The sequence below is a fragment of the Enterobacter ludwigii genome (assembly GCA_023023105.1).
In the GTDB taxonomy this organism is placed as follows: domain Bacteria; phylum Pseudomonadota; class Gammaproteobacteria; order Enterobacterales; family Enterobacteriaceae; genus Enterobacter; species Enterobacter adelaidei.
This window is the reverse complement of the sequence record CP083824.1, coordinates 223,129-249,342: the sequence shown is the minus strand read 5'-3', so window position 1 is coordinate 249,342 and position 26,214 is coordinate 223,129. Positions and strand designations below refer to the sequence as shown.

Sequence of the window (26,214 nt, the reverse complement as noted above, 5' to 3'; positions counted from 1 at the left end):
ACCTTATATCCTCACAGCATACGTATAAACGTTTAGACATCCAGACAGCTAACGATAACCAGAAATGATCTGAATGTCGAGTCTGCAAGTGAAAGGTGAGAAAGTTTCAAGGAGGGAATGTGTAAGATCCAAAGCAAAAAACCCCGCACCTTACGGTACGGGGTTCTTCTTGTTTGATGCCTGGCAGTTCCCTACTCTCACATGGGGAGACCCCACACTACCATCGGCGCTACGGCGTTTCACTTCTGAGTTCGGCATGGGGTCAGGTGGGACCACCGCGCTAAAGCCGCCAGGCAAATTCTGTTAATCTGTATCAAGGCTGAAAATCTTCTGTCTCTCTTCGCCGAAACAGCTTCGGCGTTGTAAGGTTAAGCCTCACGGTTCATTAGTATCGGTTAGCTCAACGCATCGCTGCGCTTACACACCCGACCTATCAACGTCGTAGTCTTCAACGTTCCTTCAGGACTCTCAAGGAGTCAGGGAGAACTCATCTCGGGGCAAGTTTCGTGCTTAGATGCTTTCAGCACTTATCTCTTCCGCATTTAGCTACCGGGCAGTGCCATTGGCATGACAACCCGAACACCAGTGATGCGTCCACTCCGGTCCTCTCGTACTAGGAGCAGCCCCCCTCAATTCTCCAGCGCCCACGGCAGATAGGGACCGAACTGTCTCACGACGTTCTAAACCCAGCTCGCGTACCACTTTAAATGGCGAACAGCCATACCCTTGGGACCTACTTCAGCCCCAGGATGTGATGAGCCGACATCGAGGTGCCAAACACCGCCGTCGATATGAACTCTTGGGCGGTATCAGCCTGTTATCCCCGGAGTACCTTTTATCCGTTGAGCGATGGCCCTTCCATTCAGAACCACCGGATCACTATGACCTGCTTTCGCACCTGCTCGAGCCGTCACTCTCGCAGTCAAGCTAGCTTATGCCATTGCACTAACCTCCTGATGTCCGACCAGGATTAGCTAACCTTCGTGCTCCTCCGTTACTCTTTGGGAGGAGACCGCCCCAGTCAAACTACCCACCAGACACTGTCCGCAACCCGGATTACGGGTCTACGTTAGAACACCAGCCATTAAAGGGTGGTATTTCAAGGGCGGCTCCACGCAGACTGGCGTCCACGCTTCAAAGCCTCCCACCTATCCTACACATCAAGGACCAGTGTTCAGTGTCAAGCTATAGTAAAGGTTCACGGGGTCTTTCCGTCTTGCCGCGGGTACACTGCATCTTCACAGCGAGTTCAATTTCACTGAGTCTCGGGTGGAGACAGCCTGGCCATCATTACGCCATTCGTGCAGGTCGGAACTTACCCGACAAGGAATTTCGCTACCTTAGGACCGTTATAGTTACGGCCGCCGTTTACCGGGGCTTCGATCAAGAGCTTCGCGTTACCGCTAACCCCATCAATTAACCTTCCGGCACCGGGCAGGCGTCACACCGTATACGTCCACTTTCGTGTTTGCACAGTGCTGTGTTTTTAATAAACAGTTGCAGCCAGCTGGTATCTTCGACTGATTTCAGCTCCACCCGCAGGGGCTTCACCTACATATCAGCGTGCCTTCTCCCGAAGTTACGGCACCATTTTGCCTAGTTCCTTCACCCGAGTTCTCTCAAGCGCCTTGGTATTCTCTACCTGACCACCTGTGTCGGTTTGGGGTACGATTTGATGTTACCTGATGCTTAGAGGCTTTTCCTGGAAGCAGGGCATTTGTTACTTCAGCACCGTAGTGCCTCGTCATCACACCTCAGCGTTAATAAGGTACCGGATTTACCTGGAACCTCCGCCTACATGCTTAAACCGGGACAACCGTCGCCCGGCTAACATAGCCTTCTCCGTCCCCCCTTCGCAGTAACACCAAGTACAGGAATATTAACCTGTTTCCCATCGACTACGCCTTTCGGCCTCGCCTTAGGGGTCGACTCACCCTGCCCCGATTAACGTTGGACAGGAACCCTTGGTCTTCCGGCGTGCGGGCTTTTCACCCGCATTATCGTTACTTATGTCAGCATTCGCACTTCTGATACCTCCAGCATCCCTCACAGGACACCTTCAACGGCTTACAGAACGCTCCCCTACCCAACAACGCATAAGCGTCGCTGCCGCAGCTTCGGTGCATGGTTTAGCCCCGTTACATCTTCCGCGCAGGCCGACTCGACCAGTGAGCTATTACGCTTTCTTTAAATGATGGCTGCTTCTAAGCCAACATCCTGGCTGTCTGTGCCTTCCCACATCGTTTCCCACTTAACCATGACTTTGGGACCTTAGCTGGCGGTCTGGGTTGTTTCCCTCTTCACGACGGACGTTAGCACCCGCCGTGTGTCTCCCGTGATAACATTCTTCGGTATTCGTAGTTTGCATCGGGTTGGTAAGCCGGGATGGCCCCCTAGCCGAAACAGTGCTCTACCCCCGAAGATGAGTTCACGAGGCGCTACCTAAATAGCTTTCGGGGAGAACCAGCTATCTCCCGGTTTGATTGGCCTTTCACCCCCAGCCACAAGTCATCCGCTAATTTTTCAACATTAGTCGGTTCGGTCCTCCAGTTAGTGTTACCCAACCTTCAACCTGCCCATGGCTAGATCACCGGGTTTCGGGTCTATACCCTGCAACTTAACGCCCAGTTAAGACTCGGTTTCCCTTCGGCTCCCCTATACGGTTAACCTTGCTACAGAATATAAGTCGCTGACCCATTATACAAAAGGTACGCAGTCACACCACGAAGGTGCTCCCACTGCTTGTACGTACACGGTTTCAGGTTCTTTTTCACTCCCCTCGCCGGGGTTCTTTTCGCCTTTCCCTCACGGTACTGGTTCACTATCGGTCAGTCAGGAGTATTTAGCCTTGGAGGATGGTCCCCCCATATTCAGACAGGATACCACGTGTCCCGCCCTACTCTTCGAGTTCACAACCTGTGCATTTTCGTGTACGGGGCTGTCACCCTGTATCGCCGGACTTTCCAGACCGTTCCACTAACACACAAGCTGATTCAGACTCTGGGCTGCTCCCCGTTCGCTCGCCGCTACTGGGGGAATCTCGGTTGATTTCTTTTCCTCGGGGTACTTAGATGTTTCAGTTCCCCCGGTTCGCCTCGTTAACCTATGTATTCAGTTAACGATAGTGTGACGAATCACACTGGGTTTCCCCATTCGGACATCGCCGGGTCAAAGGTTCATATCACCTCGCCGGCGCTTTTCGCAGATTAGCACGTCCTTCATCGCCTCTGACTGCCAGGGCATCCACCGTGTACGCTTAGTCGCTTAACCTCACAACCCGAAGATGTTTCTTTCGATTCATCATCGACTTGCGAAAATTTGAGAGACTCGAACACACATTAACTGTGTGTCGTTTCAATTTTCAGCTTGATCCAGATTTTTAAAGAGCAAATATCTCAAACATGACTCGCAAGTCAGTTTTGAGATATGACGGCAGGTGACTTTCACTCACGAACCAGCAAGTGGCGTCCCCTAGGGGATTCGAACCCCTGTTACCGCCGTGAAAGGGCGGTGTCCTGGGCCTCTAGACGAAGGGGACGTATAAGTCTCAATCGCAAGACGCCTTGCTATTTACTTTTCATCAGACAATCTGTGTGAGCACTACAAAGGCAGGTTCTTTAAGGTAAGGAGGTGATCCAACCGCAGGTTCCCCTACGGTTACCTTGTTACGACTTCACCCCAGTCATGAATCACAAAGTGGTAAGCGCCCTCCCGAAGGTTAAGCTACCTACTTCTTTTGCAACCCACTCCCATGGTGTGACGGGCGGTGTGTACAAGGCCCGGGAACGTATTCACCGTAGCATTCTGATCTACGATTACTAGCGATTCCGACTTCATGGAGTCGAGTTGCAGACTCCAATCCGGACTACGACGCACTTTATGAGGTCCGCTTGCTCTCGCGAGGTCGCTTCTCTTTGTATGCGCCATTGTAGCACGTGTGTAGCCCTACTCGTAAGGGCCATGATGACTTGACGTCATCCCCACCTTCCTCCAGTTTATCACTGGCAGTCTCCTTTGAGTTCCCGGCCGGACCGCTGGCAACAAAGGATAAGGGTTGCGCTCGTTGCGGGACTTAACCCAACATTTCACAACACGAGCTGACGACAGCCATGCAGCACCTGTCTCAGAGTTCCCGAAGGCACCAATCCATCTCTGGAAAGTTCTCTGGATGTCAAGAGTAGGTAAGGTTCTTCGCGTTGCATCGAATTAAACCACATGCTCCACCGCTTGTGCGGGCCCCCGTCAATTCATTTGAGTTTTAACCTTGCGGCCGTACTCCCCAGGCGGTCGACTTAACGCGTTAGCTCCGGAAGCCACGCCTCAAGGGCACAACCTCCAAGTCGACATCGTTTACGGCGTGGACTACCAGGGTATCTAATCCTGTTTGCTCCCCACGCTTTCGCACCTGAGCGTCAGTCTTTGTCCAGGGGGCCGCCTTCGCCACCGGTATTCCTCCAGATCTCTACGCATTTCACCGCTACACCTGGAATTCTACCCCCCTCTACAAGACTCTAGCCTGCCAGTTTCGAATGCAGTTCCCAGGTTGAGCCCGGGGATTTCACATCCGACTTGACAGACCGCCTGCGTGCGCTTTACGCCCAGTAATTCCGATTAACGCTTGCACCCTCCGTATTACCGCGGCTGCTGGCACGGAGTTAGCCGGTGCTTCTTCTGCGGGTAACGTCAATTGCTGAGGTTATTAACCTCAGCACCTTCCTCCCCGCTGAAAGTACTTTACAACCCGAAGGCCTTCTTCATACACGCGGCATGGCTGCATCAGGCTTGCGCCCATTGTGCAATATTCCCCACTGCTGCCTCCCGTAGGAGTCTGGACCGTGTCTCAGTTCCAGTGTGGCTGGTCATCCTCTCAGACCAGCTAGGGATCGTCGCCTAGGTGAGCCGTTACCCCACCTACTAGCTAATCCCATCTGGGCACATCTGATGGCAAGAGGCCCGAAGGTCCCCCTCTTTGGTCTTGCGACGTTATGCGGTATTAGCTACCGTTTCCAGTAGTTATCCCCCTCCATCAGGCAGTTTCCCAGACATTACTCACCCGTCCGCCGCTCGTCACCCGAGAGCAAGCTCTCTGTGCTACCGCTCGACTTGCATGTGTTAGGCCTGCCGCCAGCGTTCAATCTGAGCCATGATCAAACTCTTCAATTTAAAAGTTTGATGCTCAATGAATTAAACTTCGTAATGAATTACGTGTTCACTCGTTGAGACTTGGTATTCATTTAGTGTCCGAAGACATTAAGAATCCATGTCACTTTGAGTGCCCACACAGATTGTCTGATAAATTGTTAAAGAGCAGTTGCAACGCGGCTTTCAGCTCACCGTTGCGAGGTGGCGTATATTACGCTTTCCTCTTTCAGAGTCAACCCGTTATTTCAGGATTTTTTCTCTTCAACCGACCGGGTTGTTTGTGAAGTGATTCACATCTGCCGTGTCGATGGAGGCGCATTATAGGGAGTTCTCCGCAGGCCGCAACCGAAAAGTTGCAAAAAAATGACTGACTGCTGCATTCCCCAGCAAAACCCCGCTTTATACCTTTTTACACACAGAGTTATCCACAATGATACGAAAAAGTGAAAATGTGCGAGCGTTGCGCAAACGTTTTCGTTAAAATGTTCGCGCTTAACAAGGATGCCCTGTCAGGTGTGTTAGATGAGTTTTTCGCTGGAAAATTCATCTAACGCTCTCTGTAATCGTGAAATCCAGGGGATTTACCATGCAACAACGTCGTCCAGTCCGCCGCGCTCTGCTCAGTGTTTCTGATAAAGCCGGTATTGTCGAATTCGCTCAGGCACTTTCTGCACGTGGTGTGGAGCTGCTTTCCACAGGCGGTACCGCTCGCCTGTTAGCAGATAAAGGTCTGTCGGTAACCGAAGTGTCCGATTACACCGGTTTCCCGGAAATGATGGATGGACGCGTCAAAACCCTGCATCCGAAAGTCCACGGCGGTATTCTTGGCCGCCGCGGTCAGGACGACGCCATTATGGAAAAACATGATATCGCGCCAATCGACATGGTCGTCGTTAACCTCTATCCGTTCGCTCAGACTGTTGCCCGCGAAGGCTGCTCGCTGGAAGATGCCGTAGAGAATATTGATATCGGCGGCCCGACCATGGTGCGCTCCGCTGCCAAGAACCATAAAGATGTGGCTATCGTGGTGAAGAGCAGCGACTACAACACCATTATTAATGAGATGGATGCCAACGAAGGGTCACTGACTCTGCAAACGCGTTTCGATCTCGCCATCAAAGCATTCGAACACACCGCTGCATACGACAGCATGATCGCCAACTACTTCGGTAGCCTGGTGCCGGCTTACCACGGTGAAAGCAAAGATCCTTCTGGCCGCTTCCCGCGCACCCTGAACCTGAACTTCATTAAGAAGCAGGATATGCGTTATGGTGAGAACAGCCACCAGCAGGCAGCCTTCTATATAGAAGAAGAAGTCAAAGAAGCCTCGGTTGCTACCGCTCAACAGGTTCAGGGCAAAGCGCTTTCCTATAACAACATCGCTGACACCGATGCTGCGCTGGAATGTGTGAAAGAGTTCAGTGAGCCTGCCTGCGTTATCGTCAAGCACGCCAACCCATGCGGCGTCGCGGTAAGTAGTTCTATTCTGGATGCCTACGATCGCGCCTACAAAACCGACCCGACCTCCGCGTTCGGCGGTATTATCGCCTTCAACCGCGAGCTGGATGCTGAAACGGCACAGGCCATCATCTCCCGTCAGTTTGTCGAAGTGATCATCGCGCCATCCGCATCTGAAGAAGCGCTGAAAATCACCTCTGCAAAACAGAACGTGCGCGTGCTGGTTTGCGGCCAGTGGGCTGAGCGTGTACCAGGCCTGGACTTCAAACGCGTGAACGGCGGTCTGCTGGTTCAGGACCGCGACCTGGGTATGGTGACAGAAGCCGACCTGCGCGTGGTGACCAAACGTCAACCAACCGAGCAGGAACTGCGTGATGCGCTGTTCTGCTGGAAAGTGGCGAAATTCGTGAAATCCAACGCCATTGTCTACGCGAAAGAGAACATGACCATCGGGATAGGTGCAGGCCAGATGAGCCGTGTCTACTCTGCAAAAATTGCCGGGATTAAAGCAGGTGATGAAGGTCTGGAAGTGAAAGGCTCCGCCATGGCGTCTGACGCCTTCTTCCCGTTCCGTGACGGTATCGATGCTGCCGCAGCAGTAGGCATCACCTGTGTGATCCAGCCTGGCGGTTCCATTCGTGATGACGAAGTGATTGCCGCTGCCGATGAACACGGTATTGCGATGATCTTCACCGACATGCGCCACTTCCGCCATTAATTCCCGGAGTAGAAAATGAAAGTATTAGTGATTGGTAATGGCGGACGCGAGCACGCTCTGGCGTGGAAAGCGGCACAATCCCCGCTGGTGAAAACCGTCTTTGTGGCACCGGGCAACGCCGGTACGGCGCTGGAGCCTGCGCTGCAGAACGTGGCTATCGGCGTGACCGATATTCCAGCACTGCTGAGCTTTGCCCAGAACGAGAAAATCGATCTGACCATCGTCGGCCCGGAAGCGCCGCTGGTGATTGGCGTGGTGGATGCGTTCCGCGCGGCCGGCCTTAAAATCTTCGGGCCAACCGAAGGTGCAGCACAGCTCGAAGGCTCCAAAGCCTTCACCAAAGATTTCCTCGCGCGTCAAAACATCCCGACGGCGGAATATCAGAACTTCACGGAAGTTGAGCCAGCCCTGGCTTATCTGCGTGAAAAAGGCGCGCCGATTGTCATTAAGGCCGACGGCCTGGCTGCCGGTAAAGGCGTTATCGTGGCGATGACTCTCGAAGAAGCGGAGGCCGCGGTGCAGGACATGCTGGCAGGTAACGCATTCGGCGACGCAGGCCATCGCATCGTGATCGAAGAGTTCCTCGATGGTGAAGAGGCGAGCTTCATTGTAATGGTCGACGGCGAGCACGTTCTACCGATGGCTACCAGCCAGGATCATAAACGCGTAGGCAATGCGGATACCGGCCCGAACACCGGCGGTATGGGCGCTTACTCACCCGCTCCGGTCGTGACTGACGAAGTACATCAGCGCACGATGGATCGCATCATCTGGCCAACCGTAAAAGGTATGGCAGCCGAAGGGAACACTTACACTGGTTTCCTCTATGCGGGTCTGATGATCGATAAACAGGGTAACCCTAAGGTCATCGAGTTCAACTGCCGCTTTGGCGATCCAGAAACTCAGCCAATCATGCTGCGCATGAAATCCGATCTGGTCGATCTGTGCCTGGCAGCCTGTGAAGGTAAGCTGGATGAGAAAACTTCCGAGTGGGACAAACGTGCATCTCTGGGCGTGGTGATTGCCGCTGGCGGCTATCCAGGCAATTACAACACCGGAGATGAGATCCACGGTCTGCCGCTGGAAGAGCTCGAAGGCGGTAAAGTGTTCCATGCGGGTACGAAACTGTCTGACGACGATCGCGTACTGACCAACGGTGGCCGCGTGCTGTGTGCGACCGCATTGGGTCATAGCGTTGCAGAAGCACAGAAGCGCGCCTATGCGCTGATGGCGGATATTCACTGGAACGGTAGCTTTAGCCGTCAGGATATCGGCTATCGCGCGATTGCGCGTGAGCAAGGGGAGTAACGGAAGCGTCTGTTACACTCACCCAACTCCTCTCCCTCAAGGGAGAGGGGATTTACGTCAGAAACTTTTTTCTGTCGGCTGCCAGGTGCAGAAGTCTTCGTTCGCCACCAGCAGCAGTTGAGAACCTTCCGGTGCTTCAAGCCACGCCACACTCACCTCCATAGATGAATGACGCTGACGACGTTCAATATGTTCGGTTGCCCAGGATTCAAGCTCAGGCTTCACTGTCTGCCCTTCGCAAGTTGTTACCGTCCCATCGGCGTGCCAGCGCCCCTGGCGCAGTACAACGCGTCCCTGACGCAGCGCATCGCTGGTCTGGCGGATCTGTTCAGCACGATAACGATAGAGAGCAATTTGATCGCTGGAAAGCTGCTGTTTTTGACCACTCACTTCACGCTGCATAAAGCTCAGCTCGCCATGGTCATCAAAACGGACTTTCACATGTTCGGGGGTTTTACTGTAGACGTTCAGTTCGATCAGCGTGAGGTCATCGCCCTGCCAGCGATACTCCGCGGTCGAGGTATTGCCGTTATGCCACGGGCTAAAAGCAGAAAGCAGATGCACTTCCCCGCCGGAATCTTTGCGCCAGATCCTGACCGCCCCCTGGTTGTCAGCGTAGCCGCTGGCGGTAAACGGTGGCAGAGTGGAGTCATGGCTACAGGCTGACAGCAACAGCACGCCGGCCAGCGCGAGCGCACCACGCCAGACAGACAAAAGGGGCGTTACCGCCCCTTCGTTAAAACTGTTCACTGCCACGCGTCTTACTTAACAGCGTCTTTCAGAGCTTTACCAGAAACGAATGCTGGCACGTTAGCTGCGGCGATTTTGATTTCTTTACCGGTCTGCGGGTTGCGGCCAGTGCGCTCAGCACGGTGGTTCACTTTGAAGGTACCGAAACCAACCAGTTGTACAGCATCGCCTTCTTTCAGAGACTCAGTAATTGCAGCCAGGGTAGATTCCAGAGCAGCTTTAGCCTGCACTTTAGACAGATCAGCCTTGTCCGCAATTACATCAATCAGTTGAGTCTTGTTCATAAGTTATCCTTTCAATGTGTTTATCGCTTGCTAAGCATCGAGTGCGACGAAAATGCCAAAAAAGCACTCTCCTGCATACACGCACCGATAGCCACTTTTTTTCGCCCCCCAAATGTAGACCAGACAAGGGGCGAAAGGGAAGAGTCGAGGAGCGACAAAACGGGCGTTATCTCAAGTTTTATTGTCTCATTGGTTAAAAATTATACCAATATTGCTCTCACCGGCCTCACGTAAGTCCGCGCGCAGCCCTTTTATCAGCTCGATATCGCGTTCTTCACACTCTGCCAGCAGGCGGAAAATTTCCCACTGAATGTCCCATTCTTGTTCTACCGCCGGGTTCGCACGCAGCTCTTCGTCGGTCATTTCACGACCTTCCTGAGTCATTTCCAGCATCGCAACGGTCGTAATTGATGCCTTACTGACTTCGATAGCATGCTCCAGCGTTTCACCACTCAGGCGGGAGTGAATCAACTCGCTTAACGCCACACAGGCATCGATCGCCGGATAGACACCGTACAGGTCAAAATCATCCGCAACCGGAATCGCCTCTTCCAGCTTTTCGAGCTGAGAGTCGAAATTCACCTTCGCGTCTTTCACCGTCAGCGTTTCCCAGATCAGATCCAGAATTCGGCGATAAATATGACCATCACCAAAGCCCGTCTGCTTGCAGAACGCGGCATAGTTGGGATACATGCGCTCGCACAGGCAAGCCATAAAGGTGACGTGCTGCCAGCTTTCCAGCTTCTCAAGGCGCAGGTGAATCGGGTTTTGTAACATGATGATCTCTCGAATCGAAAATTAGGCGCAGTTTACCTGAATCATCGCTGAATTTCCTGCCAACGAACAAAAGCTGGGCGTGAAGAAGCCACCGCATCAGCCCAGCGCGTCGGCTCTGGTAACCGGTAACCCTTCACACAGCGCTGCACCCACCCCAGAGCGCTATCCATGCTCACCCGATGTCCGGTGGCAATAAACAGCGGGTTACAACGGGCTTTGCTGCGCCATACCCACGCCAGTTGTTCACCTTTATCAATGAGCGGCGCCAGCGCGCCAGGCTCGGCAGAAAGCGGTTCAAACGCGCCGCACAAGCGTTTCTTAGCAACGCCGATGGTGGGAACATCCACCAGCAGGCCAAAGTGGCTGGCCACGCCTAAACGGCGCGGATGCGAAATACCGTGCCCATCGACAAACAGCAGGTCAGGTTTTTGCGAGAGCTGTTCCCACGCTGCCAGAAGCGCGGGGTATTCGCGGAAGGAGAGAAAGCCCGGGATGTACGGCATAGTGGTGGCAATACGCGCCACTTTGTACTCCACCAGCTCAAGCGAGGGATATTTCAGTACCACCATCGCCGCTCGCGTCACGTCCCCACCCTGCTCAAACCCGACGTCAGCTCCACCGATAAACTGCGGGGGATCCTTATCCAGACGATCCTCGCGGATCACGGATGAAGCCAGTTCAATTTGTTGGGCGCGTAATGACGCGAGATCCATAGAGATTCCTTACTTGTGGTATTGCGCAGAGAGTCGGTGTACCGCCTCCACAAACGCGCCAGCGTGTTCTGGCGGCACGTCCTGATGAATACCATGCCCGAGGTTAAAGACGTGCCCTTCGCCCTGGCCGAAACCGGCGAGAATAGTTGCCACCTCTTCTTCAATGCGAGCCGGCTGTGCATAAAGCATGGACGGATCCATATTGCCCTGCAGCGCCACCTTGTCACCCACGCGACGGCGCGCATCGGCAATATCGGTTGTCCAGTCAAGACCCAGCGCATCACATCCCGTTGCAGCCATCGCCTCCAGCCACTGACCGCCGCCTTTGGTGAACAAGGTCACCGGCACGCGGCGACCTTCGTTTTCACGCAGCAGGCCATCAACGATCTTGTGCATGTAATAGAGCGAGAACTGCTGATAATCGCGCCCGGTAAGTACGCCGCCCCAGGTGTCGAAAATCATCACCGACTGTGCGCCCGCTTTAATCTGTGCGTTCAGGTAGAGAGTGACGCTTTTCGCCAGCTTGTCGAGCAGCGCATGCAACGCCAGCGGCTCCGCGTACATCATCTTTTTAATCACGGTGAAAGCCTTGCTGCTGCCACCTTCAACCATGTAAGTCGCCAGCGTCCACGGACTGCCGGAGAAACCGATCAGCGGTACTTCACCCTTCAGCTCGCGGCGAATGGTGCGCACAGCGTTCATGACATAGCCCAGTTCATCTTCAGGATCGGGAACAGGCAGCTTGTCGACGTCGACTTTGCTTTTGATTGGGGACGTGAAACGTGGACCTTCACCGGTTTCAAAATAGAGCCCAAGGCCCATCGCATCCGGGATGGTCAGAATATCCGAGAAGAGGATCGCAGCATCCAGCGGGAAGCGGCGCAGCGGCTGGAGCGTCACTTCACAGGCCAGCTCAGCGTTTTTGCACAGCGACATAAAATCGCCTGCCTGCGCGCGCGTGGCTTTGTACTCTGGCAGATAGCGTCCCGCCTGGCGCATCATCCACACCGGGGTGACATCAACGGGCTGGCGCAGCAGCGCACGCAGATAACGATCGTTCTTCAGTTCGGTCATTTTTGCAGTTCCTTAAGCGTCATGGCCTCAGTGTAACACTACTCATACTCAGCCCGACACATTGCCACGGTATCTTCTATCAGCCGACGCGCCACCGTACCTGGCGGCGGTAACAGAGGTAAATCGTCATACCGATACCAGTTTGCTTCCAGTAACTCTTTCTGGTCGATGACGATGTCCCCGCTATCGTATTCGGCCATAAATGCCGTCATCAGTGACTGCGGGAACGGCCATGGCTGAGAGGTAACATAGCGCAGGTTCTTCACTTTAATCCCGCTCTCCTCCATAACTTCACGCGCCACCGCCTGCTCCAGCGTTTCGCCCACTTCGACAAACCCGGCCAGCACAGTGTGAATGCCGTTACGGTGACGGGTATGCTGCGCCAGCAGGATGGAATCCTCGCGACGGATAGCGACGATAATGCACGGCGCGATCTGCGGATAGTAGCGTTCGCGGCAGTGACTGCAGAGCATCGCCCACTCGGTTTTGCTCGGGTGCATGGTATGCCCGCAGTAACCGCAGTATTTATGCGAACGATAAAACTCCGCCAGCTGTACACCACGGCCCGCCAGCTGGAACAGCCCCACATCCAGATCCAGCACCTGACGAACCGATCCCATGTCCTGACGTCGAGCCTGCTGGACCATCCACACGGGATCGCCCTGCCACTCACCGATCCTCAGTGCAGGTTGACCAACAAGATCGAATTTTTCCGCCGCACCATAGGGAATTTCCCCGACGGGGAGCCATAATTTTTGTTCGTGACTGACGATCCACCAACCAAGATCTGATTTTTCAATAATACGATCCATATCTATTGCACTACCTTCGCTTCACTGACATGTTGTTAGCATTGTGGTTACATTTTGGATAAGCAGATTCAATTCTAAACTTTGCGGAGTCGAACATGTTAAACCAGCTAGAAAGCCTGACTGAGCGCGTTAGAGGAAGTAACAAACTGGTGGATCGCTGGCTACATGTGCGCAAGCATCTACTCGTGGCTTATTACAATCTGGTCGGTATTAAGCCTGGCAAAGAATCGTTTATGCGTCTGAATGAAAAAGCGCTGGATGATTTTTGTCAGAGCCTGGTCGACTACCTGTCCGACGGCCATTTCAATATTTATGAACGCATTATCTGCGAAATGGAAGGGACTACGCCGTATTTAGCGGCCAGCAAACTCTATCCGCTGCTGGAAGCCAATACCCAGCAGATTATGGACTACTACGATTCCACGCTTGAGAATGCGATCGATCACGATAACTATCTTGAGTTTCAGCAGGCGCTTTCCGACCTTGGCGAAGCGCTGGAAGAGCGATTCACACTGGAAGATAAGCTGATCGCCCTCGTGCTGGATAGCAATCTCAGTGCCAGCAACGAAGATAACATCGCGCGCCCTGCTTGAGTTCTTAATCGTTAACGAGTAATTTACAAACATTCGCCCCTCTCACGAGGGGGATTTTTCTTGTCGGAGTGCCCAGCGTTTACAAAAACGCGGGCTGAGACCGTTAATTCGGGATCCGCGGAACCTGATCAGGCTAATACCTGCGAAGGGAACAAGAGTCACACTGCTGTTGTATCGCCTGCGGGCGATCTTCTCTTGCTTCATCCGTCGTCTGACAAGCCATGTCCTTCACTTTTGGAATGAGCTATGTCTACCACTACTAAACTGACCCGCCGCGAACAGCGCGCACACGCCCAACACTTCATTGATACCCTGGAAGGCACCGCTTTCCCGAACTCGAAACGCATCTACATCACCGGCTCTCAGGCGGATATCCGCGTGCCGATGCGTGAAATTCAGCTTAGCCCAACGCTTATCGGCGGCAGCAAAGATAACCCACAGTATGAAGACAACGAGGCTGTGCCGGTGTATGACACCTCCGGTCCCTACGGTGACCCTGAAATTGCCATCAACGTTCAGAAAGGCCTGGCTAAGCTGCGCCAACCGTGGATCGACGCCCGCCTGGACAGCGAGGAGCTAAACGAGCAAAGTTCTGCCTATACCAAAGAGCGCCTGGCCGACGACGGTCTGGACGAGCTGCGCTTCACCGGCCTGCTGACACCGAAACGCGCTAAAGCGGGCAAATGCGTGACCCAGTTGCACTACGCGCGTCAGGGGATCGTCACCCCCGAAATGGAGTTCATCGCCATCCGCGAAAACATGGGCCGTGAGCGCATCCGTAGCGAAATTCTGCGCCACCAGCATCCTGGAGAAGGTTTTGGCGCTCGCCTGCCGGAAAACATTACGCCGGAATTTGTGCGTGATGAAGTCGCCGCTGGCCGCGCGATTATCCCTGCCAACATCAACCACCCGGAATCTGAGCCAATGATTATTGGCCGTAATTTCCTGGTGAAGGTCAACGCTAACATCGGTAACTCGGCCGTTACTTCGTCTATCGAAGAAGAGGTGGAAAAACTGGTCTGGTCGACGCGCTGGGGTGCGGACACGGTGATGGACCTCTCCACTGGCCGTTATATTCACGAAACCCGCGAATGGATCCTGCGTAACAGCCCGGTACCAATCGGGACGGTGCCTGTGTATCAGGCGCTGGAGAAGGTCAACGGCATTGCCGAAGATCTTACCTGGGAGGCCTTCCGCGACACGTTACTGGAACAGGCTGAACAGGGCGTAGACTACTTCACTATTCACGCAGGTGTACTGCTGCGCTACGTGCCGATGACGGCGAAACGTCTGACCGGCATCGTCTCGCGCGGCGGTTCGATCATGGCGAAGTGGTGTCTGTCCCATCATCAGGAAAACTTCCTCTACGAACACTTCCGTGAGATTTGCGAAATCTGCGCCGCGTACGATGTCTCTCTGTCGCTGGGCGACGGTCTGCGTCCTGGTTCCATCCGCGATGCCAATGACGAAGCGCAGTTTGCCGAACTGCACACGCTGGGTGAACTCACCAAAATCGCCTGGGAATATGACGTACAGGTGATGATTGAAGGCCCGGGACATGTGCCAATGCAGATGATCCGTCGCAACATGACCGAAGAGCTGGAGCACTGCCACGAAGCGCCGTTCTACACCCTCGGGCCATTGACCACCGATATCGCGCCGGGCTATGACCATTTCACCTCCGGGATTGGTGCGGCAATGATTGGCTGGTTCGGCTGCGCCATGCTCTGCTACGTCACGCCGAAAGAGCACCTCGGCCTGCCAAACAAAGAAGATGTAAAACAGGGTCTGATCACCTACAAGATTGCCGCCCACGCAGCCGATCTGGCGAAAGGCCACCCGGGCGCGCAAATCCGGGATAACGCCATGTCGAAAGCACGCTTCGAATTCCGCTGGGAAGATCAGTTCAACCTGGCGCTCGACCCATTCACTGCTCGCGCCTATCACGACGAAACACTGCCGCAGGAATCAGGCAAAGTGGCACACTTCTGCTCCATGTGCGGGCCGAAATTCTGCTCGATGAAAATCAGCCAGGAGGTACGTGACTACGCTGCCGCACAAACCATTGAAGTGGGCATGGCGGATATGTCAGAAACCTTCCGCGCCAAAGGCGGTGAAATCTACCTCAAAAAAGAGGAGGCGTAATGTACCAGCCCGATTTTCCACCTGTGCCCTTTCGTTTAGGGCTCTATCCGGTGGTGGATAGCGTGGAATGGATAGAGCGCCTGCTTGCGACGGGCGTTCGCACAATCCAGCTACGCATTAAAGATAAACACGATGAAGAGGTAGAGACGGATGTGGTTTCTGCCATCGCGCTGGGGCGTCGCTATGACGCTCGCCTGTTTATCAACGACTACTGGCGACTGGCGATCAAACATCAGGCTTACGGCGTACATCTGGGTCAGGAAGACCTTGAGACAACCGACCTCAATGCGATCCGCGACGCAGGGCTGCGTCTGGGGGTATCAACGCATGACGATATGGAAATCGACGTCGCGCTGACCGCCCGCCCCTCTTACATCGCCCTCGGCCACGTCTTCCCGACGCAAACCAAGCAGATGCCCTCCGCACCGCAAGGTCTGGCGCAGCTGGCGAGTCACGTTGAACGCCTTGCCGATTATCCCACCGTTGCCATCGGCGGCATTAGCCTTGAACGTGCCCCGGCGGTGCTGGAGACCGGGGTCGGCAGCATTGCCGTCGTCAGCGCCATTACCCAGGCAGCAGACTGGCAGTCGGCTACCGAGAAGCTGTTACGGCTGGCAGGAGCAGGCGATGAATGATCGTGATTTTATGCGCTACAGCCGTCAGCTTCTGCTGGAGGATATAGCCATTGACGGACAGCAAAAGCTGCTCGCCAGCCGGGTTCTGATTGTGGGTCTGGGCGGGTTAGGAGCCCCTGCCGCGCTCTATCTGGCAGGGGCGGGCGTCGGCACGCTGGTACTGGCCGATGACGACGACGTTCACCTCAGCAACCTGCAACGGCAAATTCTCTTTACCACCGAGGATATTAACCAGCCTAAAGCGCAAATCACCCGCCAGCGGCTGAACCAGCTTAACCCGGATATCGAACTGATTGCCTTACAGCAACGGCTCAGCGGTGAAAGCCTGCAACGCGAAGTTGCCCTGGCCGACGTGGTGCTGGACTGCACCGACAATATGGCGACGCGTCAGGCGATCAACGCCGCCTGTGTGGCAAATAATACGCCGCTTATCACCGCCAGCGCGGTGGGTTTCGGCGGGCAGATGATGGTCCTGACTCCGCCGTGGTCGCAGGGCTGCTATCGCTGCCTGTGGCCGGATGATGCCGAGCCAACGCGCAACTGCCGGACGGCGGGCATTCTTGGTCCGGTGGTCGGCGTGATGGGCACAATGCAGGCGCTGGAAGCTATCAAGCTGCTTAGCGGCATGGAGACGGAACGCAATACGCTGCGCTTGTTTGATGCCCGCTCCAGCGGCTGGCGGCATCTGGCACTTCACCGTGCCAGCCACTGCCCGGTATGCGGAGGCCACGATGCGCATTCTGTTTAACGATGAGCCGATGAGCTGCGACGACGGGCTTACCGTTGCCGTTTTGCTCGATAAATTACGTCAGCTTAAACCAGGCACGGCGCTGGCGCTCAATCAACAGATCCTGCCGCGCGAGCAGTGGGAGCTTCAGCAGGTCAATGAGGGTGATCAGATCCTGCTGTTTCAGGTTATCGCAGGGGGCTAAGATGTTACGTATTGCCGATAAAGTCTTTGATTCACATCTGTTTACCGGAACCGGAAAGTTCGCCTCCCCACAGCTGATGGTGGATGCCATCCGGGAAAGCGGCAGCCAGCTGGTGACGCTGGCCATGAAGCGCGTAGACCTGCGTCACCACAGCGATGCCATTCTGGCGCCTTTACTGGAAGCAGGCGTTACGCTGCTGCCCAATACGTCCGGTGCGAAAACGGCAGAGGAGGCGATTTTTGCCGCACAACTGGCGCGAGAAGCGCTCGGCACCCGCTGGCTGAAGCTGGAAATTCACCCGGATGCCCGCTGGCTGCTGCCTGACCCTATCGAAACGCTGAAAGCAGCCGAAAAACTGGTTCAGCAGGGGTTTATCGTTCTGCCTTACTGCGGAGCCGACCCCGTACTATGCAAGCGTCTGGAAGAGGTCGGCTGTGCCGCCGTCATGCCGCTGGGCGCCCCCATCGGCTCCAATCAGGGGCTGGAAACCCGTGCGATGCTTGAAATCATTATTGAGCAGGCCACCGTGCCAGTCGTTGTGGATGCGGGCATTGGTGTGCCAAGCCATGCTGCGCAGGCGCTGGAGATGGGCGCAGACGCCGTGCTGGTGAACACGGCCATCGCGGTAGCTGATGACCCGGTCATGATGGCGCGTGCGTTCCGCATGGCTGTAGAGGCCGGCGTGCTGGCAAGGGAGTCCGGCCCCGGCTCACGCAGTTTTCAGGCTCAGGCCACCAGCCCGTTGACCGGTTTTCTGGAGGCAATCTCATGAGCACGTTTACCGAGCGCTGGCGGCAGCTTAACTGGGACGACATTGCCCTGCGCATCAACAGCAAGACGGCTGCTGACGTGGAGCGAGCATTGAACGCCCGTCACCTCACCCGCGAGGATTTGATGGCTCTGCTCTCCCCGGCAGCCAGCGCCTATCTTGAACCGATGGCACAGCGTGCTCAGAGGCTGACACGCCAGCGCTTTGGCAACACGGTGAGTTTTTACGTCCCGCTTTACCTCTCTAACCTGTGCGCCAATGACTGTACCTATTGCGGTTTCTCCATGAGTAACCGCATCAAGCGGAAAACGCTCGATGAGAGTGAAATTGCGCGTGAGTGTGCGGCCATTCGTGAAATGGGCTTTGAGCATCTTCTGCTGGTCACGGGTGAACATCAGGGGAAAGTGGGGATGGACTATTTTCGTCAGCACCTCCCCGCCATTCGTCGTCAGTTTGCCTCTTTGCAAATGGAAGTGCAGCCCCTGTCGCAAGAGGAATACGCGGAGTTAAAAACGCTCGGGCTGGACGGGGTCATGGTTTATCAGGAAACCTACCACGAGGCGACATATGCCCGGCACCACCTCAAGGGAAAGAAACAGGATTTCTTTTTCCGGCTGGAGACACCGGACAGACTGGGACGCGCCGGGATCGACAAAATCGGTCTGGGGGCGCTGATCGGGCTATCGGATAGCTGGCGGGTAGATTGCTACATGGTGGCAGAACATCTGCTATGGCTCCAGCAACGCTACTGGCAGAGCCGTTACTCTATCTCCTTCCCCCGGCTGCGGCCTTGCACGGGAGGGGTTGAACCGGCGTCTCTGATGGATGAGCGTCAACTGGTGCAAACCATCTGTGCGTTCCGCCTGCTTGCTCCGGAGGTTGAGTTGTCTCTCTCAACGCGCGAGTCCCCGGCGTTTCGCGATCGCGTGATCCCACTTGCGATCAACAACGTTAGCGCATTTTCCAAAACGCAGCCCGGCGGCTACGCCGACGACCATCCGGAACTGGAGCAGTTTGCGCCACATGACGGGCGACGTCCGGAAGCCGTCGCTGCCGCCCTGATTGAACAGGGTCTACAGCCTGTCTGGAAAGACTGGGACAGCTGGCTGGGAAGAGCCTCGCAATTGCGTTGAAACGCACTGCAACACGTTAAAAAATTGTCGAGACGCGACGAAAAGGCAAAACCGGATGATTGTCAGCAATCGTCCGGTTTTTTATTGTCTCAAGGCCAGCAACGGACGCTGGCCAGGGCGAAAAGCTTCTTCCTCGTTTCGCCCTGCCTCTGCCTGAATCCAGAATGTTCATAAGTAATTTCTTAGTGATTCTTAATATAAATCATCTCGTCTGAAACCGTACATCGTATAATTCACAGCCAATCGCAGGACAGCGACTATGCTGAGAGGATATCGGCAGACAAAAAGCATTCACCATCAGGATCGATGTACAACTCATGGCACTTCACAGCAAAAAACTCTCTTTCACCCGGCCAATTATGCTCAGCTTCGCGGGGATCCTGTGCAGTTTTGTGCTGATCGCGGTCGCGGTGACGCTTTCGCAACGAAAAGATTTTCTTGAGGATTATCACAAGATTAATAGCAATTTCACGCATAACCTGGCGGTGAATTACACCGAATCTATCCTGCGTGAAAATGACTATATCCTTGGCCGTTCCGCGATGTACTTCGCGCGCGACGACAGGCTAAACGAGACGCTAAACGTTAACCCGACGCAGGGGCTGCAGATGATGATGCATTTGCAGAACCTGATGCCGACCGTCTCATCCATTTCACTGGCAGACACGCAGGGGCATTATCTCCGCGCACCGGAAGTGCTCCCTACGGAGACGAGTAAAACCTTCGATCCCCGGACGCGACCGTGGTTTGTCGCCCAGGCGGAAGCCAGCATCTTCAGCCACTATACCCGCCCTTATATGGATTACTTTACGGGTCACCCCACGGTCACTCTTTATAAGCCCGTGATTTCACCAGAAGGCAGGCTGAAGGGAACGCTCGCTTTTCATCTCGATCTCACGTCAATGGGCTATACTCTGCGCCAGATGGTAGCACCCGTTCAGGGGGAGTTCTTCATCGTCGAACGCGACGGTGCTGTGGTGCTGCACCCAGATACCGGTGCACTCTTCAAGCAGTACGTGAGCGAAGCGCTGATGGACAAAATGACCAGCGGCGAAGGGCATCTTTACGACAAGAAAAGCAACGCCTGGTATTACTATTATTCGTTTACCAACCCGGACTGGTTTGTTATTTACCGGGTATCGGGTGCGACGCTCACTGATATTACTCGCCACGAAACGACGATTGTTGGCTGGGGGTTTGCCCTGGCGGCCATCATCATCATCCTCTTTGGTTTATACCTGCGCCATGCATCGCGTACCGTGCTGATGCACATTATCAATGCCATCAAAACCGGCGTCGTCAGCGAAGCGCCGCGTCTGGAAGCGATGCTGAGCCACACTATCCAGTCCAATAAAGAGCGTGAGATGGCGTATGTCCGCCAGGCAACGCACGATGCGCTGACGGGCTGCAAAAACCGCCGCGCGTTCGATAGCGATGTGGCGGAGCTTCTGGAAGCACACCAGCCTTTTGCAATGGCGCTGGTGGATATTGATAACTTCAAGTCGATTAACGATACGCTGGGCCACTTAACCGGTGACATCGTCCTGCGCAACGTGGCCCGCGAAGGGCTCCAGATAATGCAGCCACATCACGTCTCGGTTTACCGTTACGGAGGGGAAGAGTTCGCGGTAGTCTTCCAGGCTGAGCAGATTGCTTCTGCACTTTCATTACTTGAGGCGTGGCGTACCGCCGTTGAAAAACGCGCCTGGCGGGAAGAAAACCTGCGGGTAACGTTCAGTGGTGGTCTGGGAGAATGGCACCACGAACCGCTGGGACAATTTGTGGGTAGTGTTGATAACGCACTTTACAGCGCGAAGCAGCAGGGAAAAAATCGCATTATCCGCACGTCCATCAGCTAATCCTCACCTTTCAGCCTGCCCGTTCCGGCGGGTAAGCTGCTCACCAATGCAAAATTGTAACCGGTTTCAGAAAATCGTCGGTTTCTTTGTGATGCCTCACACACAATCACGGTAAAGCGGTTGTTGAAGCGTTCTGCACGGGATAATTATCAATAAACACATGTAGATCGAGGCTGATTATGAAGAACATCGTTTTATGCTGTGCAGCGGGAATGTCAACCAGCATGCTGGTTCAACGTATGAAAGATGCCGCACAGAAAAAAGGGGTTGAAGTCACCATTAAGGCCGTTCCGGTTGCGGAGTTTAAAGACAACATCGCGACGGCCGACATCGTATTACTGGGGCCACAGGTTAAATACGAGCAGGCTAAACTACAGGCACAGGCCGACCCACTGGGTAAAAAGGTCGCGGTGATCGACATGATGGATTACGGCATGATGAAAGGCGATGCCGTACTGGAAAAAGCGCTCAAACTGCTGGAGTCATAATGGAAGACTTAGAAACCACAATCATGGAACTGCTCGTCAACGCAGGTGCGGCACGCAGTGCTGCCCTTACGGCGTTGCAGATGGCACGTAAAGGTGACTTTGCCGAAGCCGAAAAGGCGATGGAAGAGTCGCGCGAATATGTGAAGCATGCGCACACGATTCAGACGCAGCTTATTGGTCTTGATGAAGGTACCGGGAAGCTGCCGGTTAACCTGATCACCGTCCATTCTCAGGATCACCTGATGAACGCGATGGTCATTCAGGACCTGGCGGGCGATATGATAGAGCTGTACCGTCGGCTACCGCTGATTAACTGAAAAAAGAGATAAAAAAACCCGCCGAAGCGGGTTTTTTATTAGCTGAATCAACGATTACTCGTTGTCGGAACCACCCAGACCTGCGTTCAGCAGTTCTGCCAGGCTCGCGGATGCATCTTCAGCAGTGACCTGCGGTGCAGCTGGCAGTTCACCCGCAGCACGACGACGCATACGATCCTGATGGTACGCATAGCCGGTACCAGCCGGGATCAGACGACCCACGATAACGTTCTCTTTCAGACCGCGCAGTTCATCACGTTTACCTGCAACAGCCGCTTCGGTCAGGACACGCGTAGTTTCCTGGAACGATGCTGCAGAGATGAAGGACTCGGTTGCCAGAGACGCTTTGGTGATACCCAGCAGATCGCGTGCGAAGGTCGCACCGATTTTGCCGTTCGCTTCCAGATCGCGGTTAGCGATCTTAACGCGAGAGTATTCAACCTGCTCGCCTTCCAGGAACTCAGAGCTACCTGCGTTTTCGATGGTTGCTTTACGCAGCATCTGACGAACGATAACTTCGATGTGTTTATCGTTAATCTTAACGCCCTGCAGACGGTATACGTCCTGTACTTCGTTAACGATGTAACGAGTAACAGCATGCACACCACGCAGACGCAGGATATCGTGCGGCGCTTCTGGACCGTCGGAAACCACGTCACCACGTTCTACACGTTCACCTTCGAACACGTTGAGCTGACGCCACTTAGGAATCATCTCTTCGTACGGCTCGCTGCCATCTACTGGAGTGATAACCAGACGGCGTTTACCTTTGGTCTCTTTACCGAAGGAAATGATACCGCTGATTTCAGCCAGGATTGCCGGCTCTTTCGGACGACGTGCTTCGAACAGGTCCGCAACGCGTGGCAGACCACCGGTGATGTCCTTAGTACCGCCGGATTCCTGAGGAATACGCGCCAAGGTGTCACCAGAGCTGATCTGTACGCCATCTTCCAGCTGTACAATCGCTTTACCTGGCAGGAAGTACTGCGCAGGCATATCGGTACCCGGGATCAGAACGTCGTTACCCTGAGCATCAACGATTTTCAGTGCAGGACGCAGATCTTTACCGCCAGTAGTACGCTCTGCGGAATCCAGAACCACCAGAGAAGACAGACCGGTCAGCTCGTCAGTCTGACGAGTAATGGTCTGGCCGTCGATCATGTCAGTGAAGCGGATGAAACCACTTACTTCGGTGATAACTGGCATGGTGTGTGGATCCCAGTTTGCAACGGTTTCACCGCCGGCAACCTGCTCACCATCACCTTTCGCCATAACCGCACCGTAAGGTACTTTATAGCTCTCTTTGGTACGACCGAATTCGTCGATCAGTTTCAGCTCGGTGTTACGAGAGGTCACAACCAGCTTGCCTGCGGAGTTAACAACAGACTTCGCGTTGCTGAGCTTGATGCTACCTTTGTTTTTCACCTGGATGCTGGATTCAGCAGCCGCACGAGATGCCGCACCACCGATGTGGAACGTACGCATCGTCAGCTGTGTACCCGGCTCACCGATGGACTGCGCCGCGATAACACCGATTGCTTCACCTTTGTTGATGATGTGGCCACGCGCCAGGTCACGACCATAGCAGTGCGCACATACACCAAAGTCGGTGTCACAGGATACAACGGAACGTACTTTCACTGAGTCAACAGAGTTTGCTTCCAGCAGGTCACACCACTGTTCGTGCAGCAGCGTATTGCGTGGAACCAGAATGTCTGCAGTACCCGGCTTCAGAATGTCTTCCGCGGTTACACGACCCAGTACGCGATCGCGCAGCGGCTCTTTAACATCACCACCCTCGATAACCGGGGTCATGGTGATACCTTCGAGGGTGCCACAATCGTCTTCGGTTACAACCAGATCCTGCGCAACGTCAACCAGACGACGCGTCAGATAACCGGAGTTCGCTGTTTTCAGTGCGGTATCCGCCAGACCTTTACGAGCACCGTGAGTAGAGATGAAGTACTGGAGTACGTTCAGACCTTCACGGAAGTTCGCGGTGATTGGCGTTTCGATGATGGAGCCATCTGGCTTCGCCATCAGACCACGCATACCTGCCAGCTGACGAATCTGTGCAGCAGAACCACGCGCACCGGAGTCGGCCATCATGTAGATGCTGTTGAAGGAAACCTGCTGTTCTTCAACGCCGTCACGGTTAATCACGGTTTCGGTCTGCAGGTTATCCATCATCGCCTTGGATACACGATCGTTCGCCGCAGCCCAGATATCGATAACTTTGTTATAGCGTTCGCCCGCGGTTACCAGACCAGACTGGAACTGCTCCTGGATCTCAGCAACTTCGGCTTCCGCTTCAGAGATGATCTCGTGTTTCTTCTCTGGGATGACCATGTCATCAATACCAACAGATGCACCTGAACGCGCTGCATAAGCAAAGCCGGTGTACATTGTCTGGTCAGCGAAGATTACGGTCGGCTTCAGACCCAGAATGCGGTAACAGGTGTTCAGCATTTTGGAGATCGCTTTCTTGCCCAGCGCCTGGTTGACGATGGAGAAAGGCAGACCCTTCGGTACGATCATCCACAGAATGGCACGGCCAACGGTCGTGTCTTTCAGGCTGGTTTTCGCAACGAACTCGCCGTTTTCATCTTTTTCGTATTCGGTGATACGCACTTTAACGCGCGCATGCAGAGAGGCCAGGCCAGCGCGATAAATACGCTCAGCTTCTTTCGGGCCAGTCAGTACCATGCCTTCGCCTTTGGCGTTAACACAGTCACGGGTCATGTAGTACAGACCCAATACAACGTCCTGAGAAGGAACGATAATAGGTTCACCGTTCGCTGGAGACAGGATGTTGTTGGTAGACATCATCAGCGCACGCGCTTCCAGCTGGGCTTCCAGCGTCAACGGTACGTGAACAGCCATCTGGTCACCATCGAAGTCGGCGTTATATGCCGCACAAACCAGCGGGTGCAGCTGGATAGCTTTACCTTCGATCAGGACTGGCTCAAATGCCTGGATACCCAGACGGTGCAGGGTTGGTGCACGGTTCAGCAGTACCGGGTGTTCGCGGATAACTTCGTCCAGGATATCCCAAACGACAGCTTCTTCACGCTCAACCATTTTCTTAGCGGCTTTGATGGTGGTGGCCAGGCCACGCAGCTCCAGCTTGCCGTAGATGAACGGTTTGAACAGCTCCAGCGCCATTTTCTTAGGCAGACCGCACTGATGCAGACGCAGGTATGGACCTACGGTGATTACAGAACGACCGGAGTAGTCAACACGCTTACCGAGCAGGTTCTGACGGAAACGACCCTGCTTACCTTTGATCATGTCGGCCAAAGATTTCAGAGGACGTTTGTTAGAACCGGTGATCGCACGACCGCGACGACCGTTATCCAGCAGGGCATCTACTGCTTCCTGCAGCATACGTTTTTCGTTGCGTACGATGATATCCGGCGCAGCCAGATCCAGCAGACGTTTCAGACGGTTGTTACGGTTAATGACGCGACGATATAGATCGTTCAGGTCAGAAGTCGCGAAACGGCCACCATCCAGCGGAACCAATGGACGCAGATCTGGCGGCAGAACCGGCAGAACGGTCAGGATCATCCACTCTGGTTTGTTACCAGACTGAACGAACGCTTCCAGCAGTTTGATACGCTTGGTCAGCTTTTTACGCTTGGTTTCGGAGTTGGTTTCGTTCAGCTCTTCACGCAGCTGCTCGCACTCTTGCTCCAGATCCATGCTCTTCAGCAGGGCCTGAATAGCTTCCGCACCCATCTTCGCGTCGAATTCGTCACCGAATTCTTCCAGCGCGTCCAGATACTGCTCTTCAGTCAGGATCTGGTGACGTTCCAGATTCGTCATCCCGCCTTCGATAACCACATAAGATTCGAAGTACAGAACACGTTCGATATCGCGCAGCGGCATATCCAGCAGCAGACCGATACGGGACGGCAGAGATTTCAGGAACCAGATGTGAGCGGTTGGAGATGCCAGCTCAATGTGGCCCATGCGCTCACGGCGCACTTTGGTCTGGGTCACTTCAACGCCGCACTTCTCACAGATCACACCACGGTGTTTCAGGCGCTTGTACTTACCGCACAGGCACTCGTAATCTTTTACTGGCCCGAAAATACGCGCACAGAAAAGGCCGTCACGCTCAGGTTTGAACGTACGGTAGTTGATGGTTTCCGGCTTTTTAACTTCACCGAACGACCATGAACGGATCATGTCTGGCGAAGCCAGAGCAATTTTGATCGCATCAAACTCTTCGGTTTTAGTCTGCGCTTTCAGAAACTTTAATAAATCTTTCACGGATTTGCTCCCGTCGGAGTTAGCACAAT

At 54.4% G+C, this 26,214-nt stretch carries 19 protein-coding genes, 1 tRNA gene, 3 rRNA genes and 1 riboswitch; of the genes, 12 read left to right on the top strand and 11 right to left on the bottom strand.

Going from position 1 to position 26,214, the window contains the following annotated elements:
* Positions 1–178: 178 nt before the first annotated feature.
* The 4 genes from rrf to LCD46_01125 all read right to left on the bottom strand — a co-directional run bounded on the left by rrf (position 179) and on the right by LCD46_01125 (position 5,163).
* A 5S ribosomal RNA gene (gene rrf / locus LCD46_01140) occupies positions 179–294 on the bottom strand.
* A gap of 70 nt (positions 295–364) precedes the next feature.
* Positions 365–3,270 (bottom strand): 23S ribosomal RNA (locus LCD46_01135).
* A gap of 192 nt (positions 3,271–3,462) precedes the next feature.
* Positions 3,463–3,538 (bottom strand) — tRNA-Glu (locus tag LCD46_01130).
* Between the two features lie 85 nt (positions 3,539–3,623).
* Positions 3,624–5,163 (bottom strand): 16S ribosomal RNA (locus LCD46_01125).
* Together the 16S, 23S and 5S rRNA genes with 1 tRNA gene alongside form the textbook arrangement of a ribosomal RNA operon.
* 565 nt (positions 5,164–5,728) lie before the next feature.
* Here LCD46_01125 and purH point away from each other — a divergent pair.
* Both purH and purD read left to right on the top strand, forming a co-directional pair.
* The gene (purH, locus tag LCD46_01120) at positions 5,729–7,318 is read left to right on the top strand and encodes a bifunctional phosphoribosylaminoimidazolecarboxamide formyltransferase/IMP cyclohydrolase (GenBank protein UOY70982.1); all 1,590 of its coding nucleotides are present in this window, start codon (positions 5,729–5,731) and stop codon (positions 7,316–7,318) included.
* A 15-nt stretch (positions 7,319–7,333) separates the two neighbouring features.
* Positions 7,334–8,626: a phosphoribosylamine--glycine ligase gene (purD, locus tag LCD46_01115; GenBank protein ID UOY70981.1), complete on the top strand. Its 1,293-nt coding sequence runs from the start codon at positions 7,334–7,336 to the stop codon at positions 8,624–8,626.
* Between the two features lie 57 nt (positions 8,627–8,683).
* On the opposite strand, the gene LCD46_01110 is transcribed toward purD, so the two are convergent.
* From LCD46_01110 to nudC, 6 genes are all read right to left on the bottom strand, one after another.
* Positions 8,684–9,376 carry a DUF1481 domain-containing protein gene (locus LCD46_01110; GenBank protein ID UOY72867.1) on the bottom strand — a complete coding sequence of 231 codons (693 nt, stop codon included), beginning with the start codon at positions 9,374–9,376 and terminating at the stop codon, positions 8,684–8,686.
* Between the two features lie 11 nt (positions 9,377–9,387).
* Positions 9,388–9,660, bottom strand: coding sequence for a DNA-binding protein HU-alpha (gene hupA, locus LCD46_01105; protein ID UOY70980.1), 273 nt, complete (start codon positions 9,658–9,660; stop codon positions 9,388–9,390).
* A 186-nt stretch (positions 9,661–9,846) separates the two neighbouring features.
* Positions 9,847–10,437 (bottom strand): YjaG family protein, encoded by a 591-nt coding sequence (locus LCD46_01100; GenBank protein UOY70979.1) that lies wholly within the window; start codon positions 10,435–10,437, stop codon positions 9,847–9,849.
* A 41-nt stretch (positions 10,438–10,478) separates the two neighbouring features.
* A complete protein-coding gene (gene nfi, locus LCD46_01095) occupies positions 10,479–11,150 on the bottom strand; it encodes a deoxyribonuclease V (protein UOY70978.1) in 672 nt (223 codons plus the stop codon).
* A gap of 9 nt (positions 11,151–11,159) precedes the next feature.
* Positions 11,160–12,224 (bottom strand): uroporphyrinogen decarboxylase, encoded by a 1,065-nt coding sequence (gene hemE, locus LCD46_01090; GenBank protein UOY70977.1) that lies wholly within the window; start codon positions 12,222–12,224, stop codon positions 11,160–11,162.
* Positions 12,225–12,262: 38 nt separating this feature from the next.
* Positions 12,263–13,036 carry an NAD(+) diphosphatase gene (nudC, locus tag LCD46_01085; protein ID UOY70976.1) on the bottom strand — a complete coding sequence of 258 codons (774 nt, stop codon included), beginning with the start codon at positions 13,034–13,036 and terminating at the stop codon, positions 12,263–12,265.
* Positions 13,037–13,131: 95 nt separating this feature from the next.
* Between nudC and rsd the strand changes: the two genes are divergently transcribed.
* The 10 genes from rsd (at position 13,132) to LCD46_01035 (ending at position 21,907) form a co-directional block, all read left to right on the top strand.
* Positions 13,132–13,629, top strand: coding sequence for a sigma D regulator (gene rsd / locus LCD46_01080; GenBank protein ID UOY70975.1), 498 nt, complete (start codon positions 13,132–13,134; stop codon positions 13,627–13,629).
* 54 nt (positions 13,630–13,683) lie between these two features.
* A riboswitch (TPP riboswitch) is annotated at positions 13,684–13,797 on the top strand.
* Positions 13,798–13,875: 78 nt separating this feature from the next.
* Positions 13,876–15,774, top strand: coding sequence for a phosphomethylpyrimidine synthase ThiC (gene thiC / locus LCD46_01075; GenBank protein ID UOY70974.1), 1,899 nt, complete (start codon positions 13,876–13,878; stop codon positions 15,772–15,774).
* Entirely contained in the window at positions 15,774–16,409 is a 636-nt protein-coding gene (thiE, locus tag LCD46_01070; GenBank protein UOY70973.1) for a thiamine phosphate synthase, read from the top strand. Before thiC ends, thiE begins: the two co-directional genes overlap by 1 nt.
* Positions 16,402–17,157, top strand: a complete 756-nt coding sequence (gene thiF, locus LCD46_01065) for a thiazole biosynthesis adenylyltransferase ThiF (GenBank protein UOY70972.1) — start codon at positions 16,402–16,404, stop codon at positions 17,155–17,157. The genes thiE and thiF overlap by 8 nt, the downstream gene beginning before the upstream one ends.
* Complete coding sequence (thiS, locus tag LCD46_01060; protein UOY70971.1) at positions 17,141–17,341, top strand: sulfur carrier protein ThiS; 201 nt, start codon at positions 17,141–17,143, stop codon at positions 17,339–17,341. The genes thiF and thiS overlap by 17 nt, the downstream gene beginning before the upstream one ends.
* A 1-nt stretch (position 17,342) precedes the next feature.
* Positions 17,343–18,113 carry a thiazole synthase gene (gene thiG, locus LCD46_01055; protein UOY70970.1) on the top strand — a complete coding sequence of 257 codons (771 nt, stop codon included), beginning with the start codon at positions 17,343–17,345 and terminating at the stop codon, positions 18,111–18,113.
* Entirely contained in the window at positions 18,110–19,243 is a 1,134-nt protein-coding gene (gene thiH, locus LCD46_01050; GenBank protein UOY70969.1) for a 2-iminoacetate synthase ThiH, read from the top strand. Before thiG ends, thiH begins: the two co-directional genes overlap by 4 nt.
* 317 nt (positions 19,244–19,560) lie before the next feature.
* Entirely contained in the window at positions 19,561–21,102 is a 1,542-nt protein-coding gene (locus tag LCD46_01045) for a sensor domain-containing diguanylate cyclase (protein ID UOY70968.1), read from the top strand.
* A gap of 179 nt (positions 21,103–21,281) precedes the next feature.
* Positions 21,282–21,590 (top strand): PTS sugar transporter subunit IIB, encoded by a 309-nt coding sequence (locus LCD46_01040; GenBank protein UOY70967.1) that lies wholly within the window; start codon positions 21,282–21,284, stop codon positions 21,588–21,590.
* A complete protein-coding gene (locus tag LCD46_01035; protein ID UOY70966.1) occupies positions 21,590–21,907 on the top strand; it encodes a PTS lactose/cellobiose transporter subunit IIA in 318 nt (105 codons plus the stop codon). The genes LCD46_01040 and LCD46_01035 overlap by 1 nt, the downstream gene beginning before the upstream one ends.
* A 54-nt stretch (positions 21,908–21,961) precedes the next feature.
* Here LCD46_01035 and rpoC read toward each other — a convergent pair whose 3' ends face one another.
* The gene (rpoC, locus tag LCD46_01030; protein UOY70965.1) at positions 21,962–26,185 is read right to left on the bottom strand and encodes a DNA-directed RNA polymerase subunit beta'; all 4,224 of its coding nucleotides are present in this window, start codon (positions 26,183–26,185) and stop codon (positions 21,962–21,964) included.
* Between the last annotated feature and the right edge of the window lie 29 nt (positions 26,186–26,214).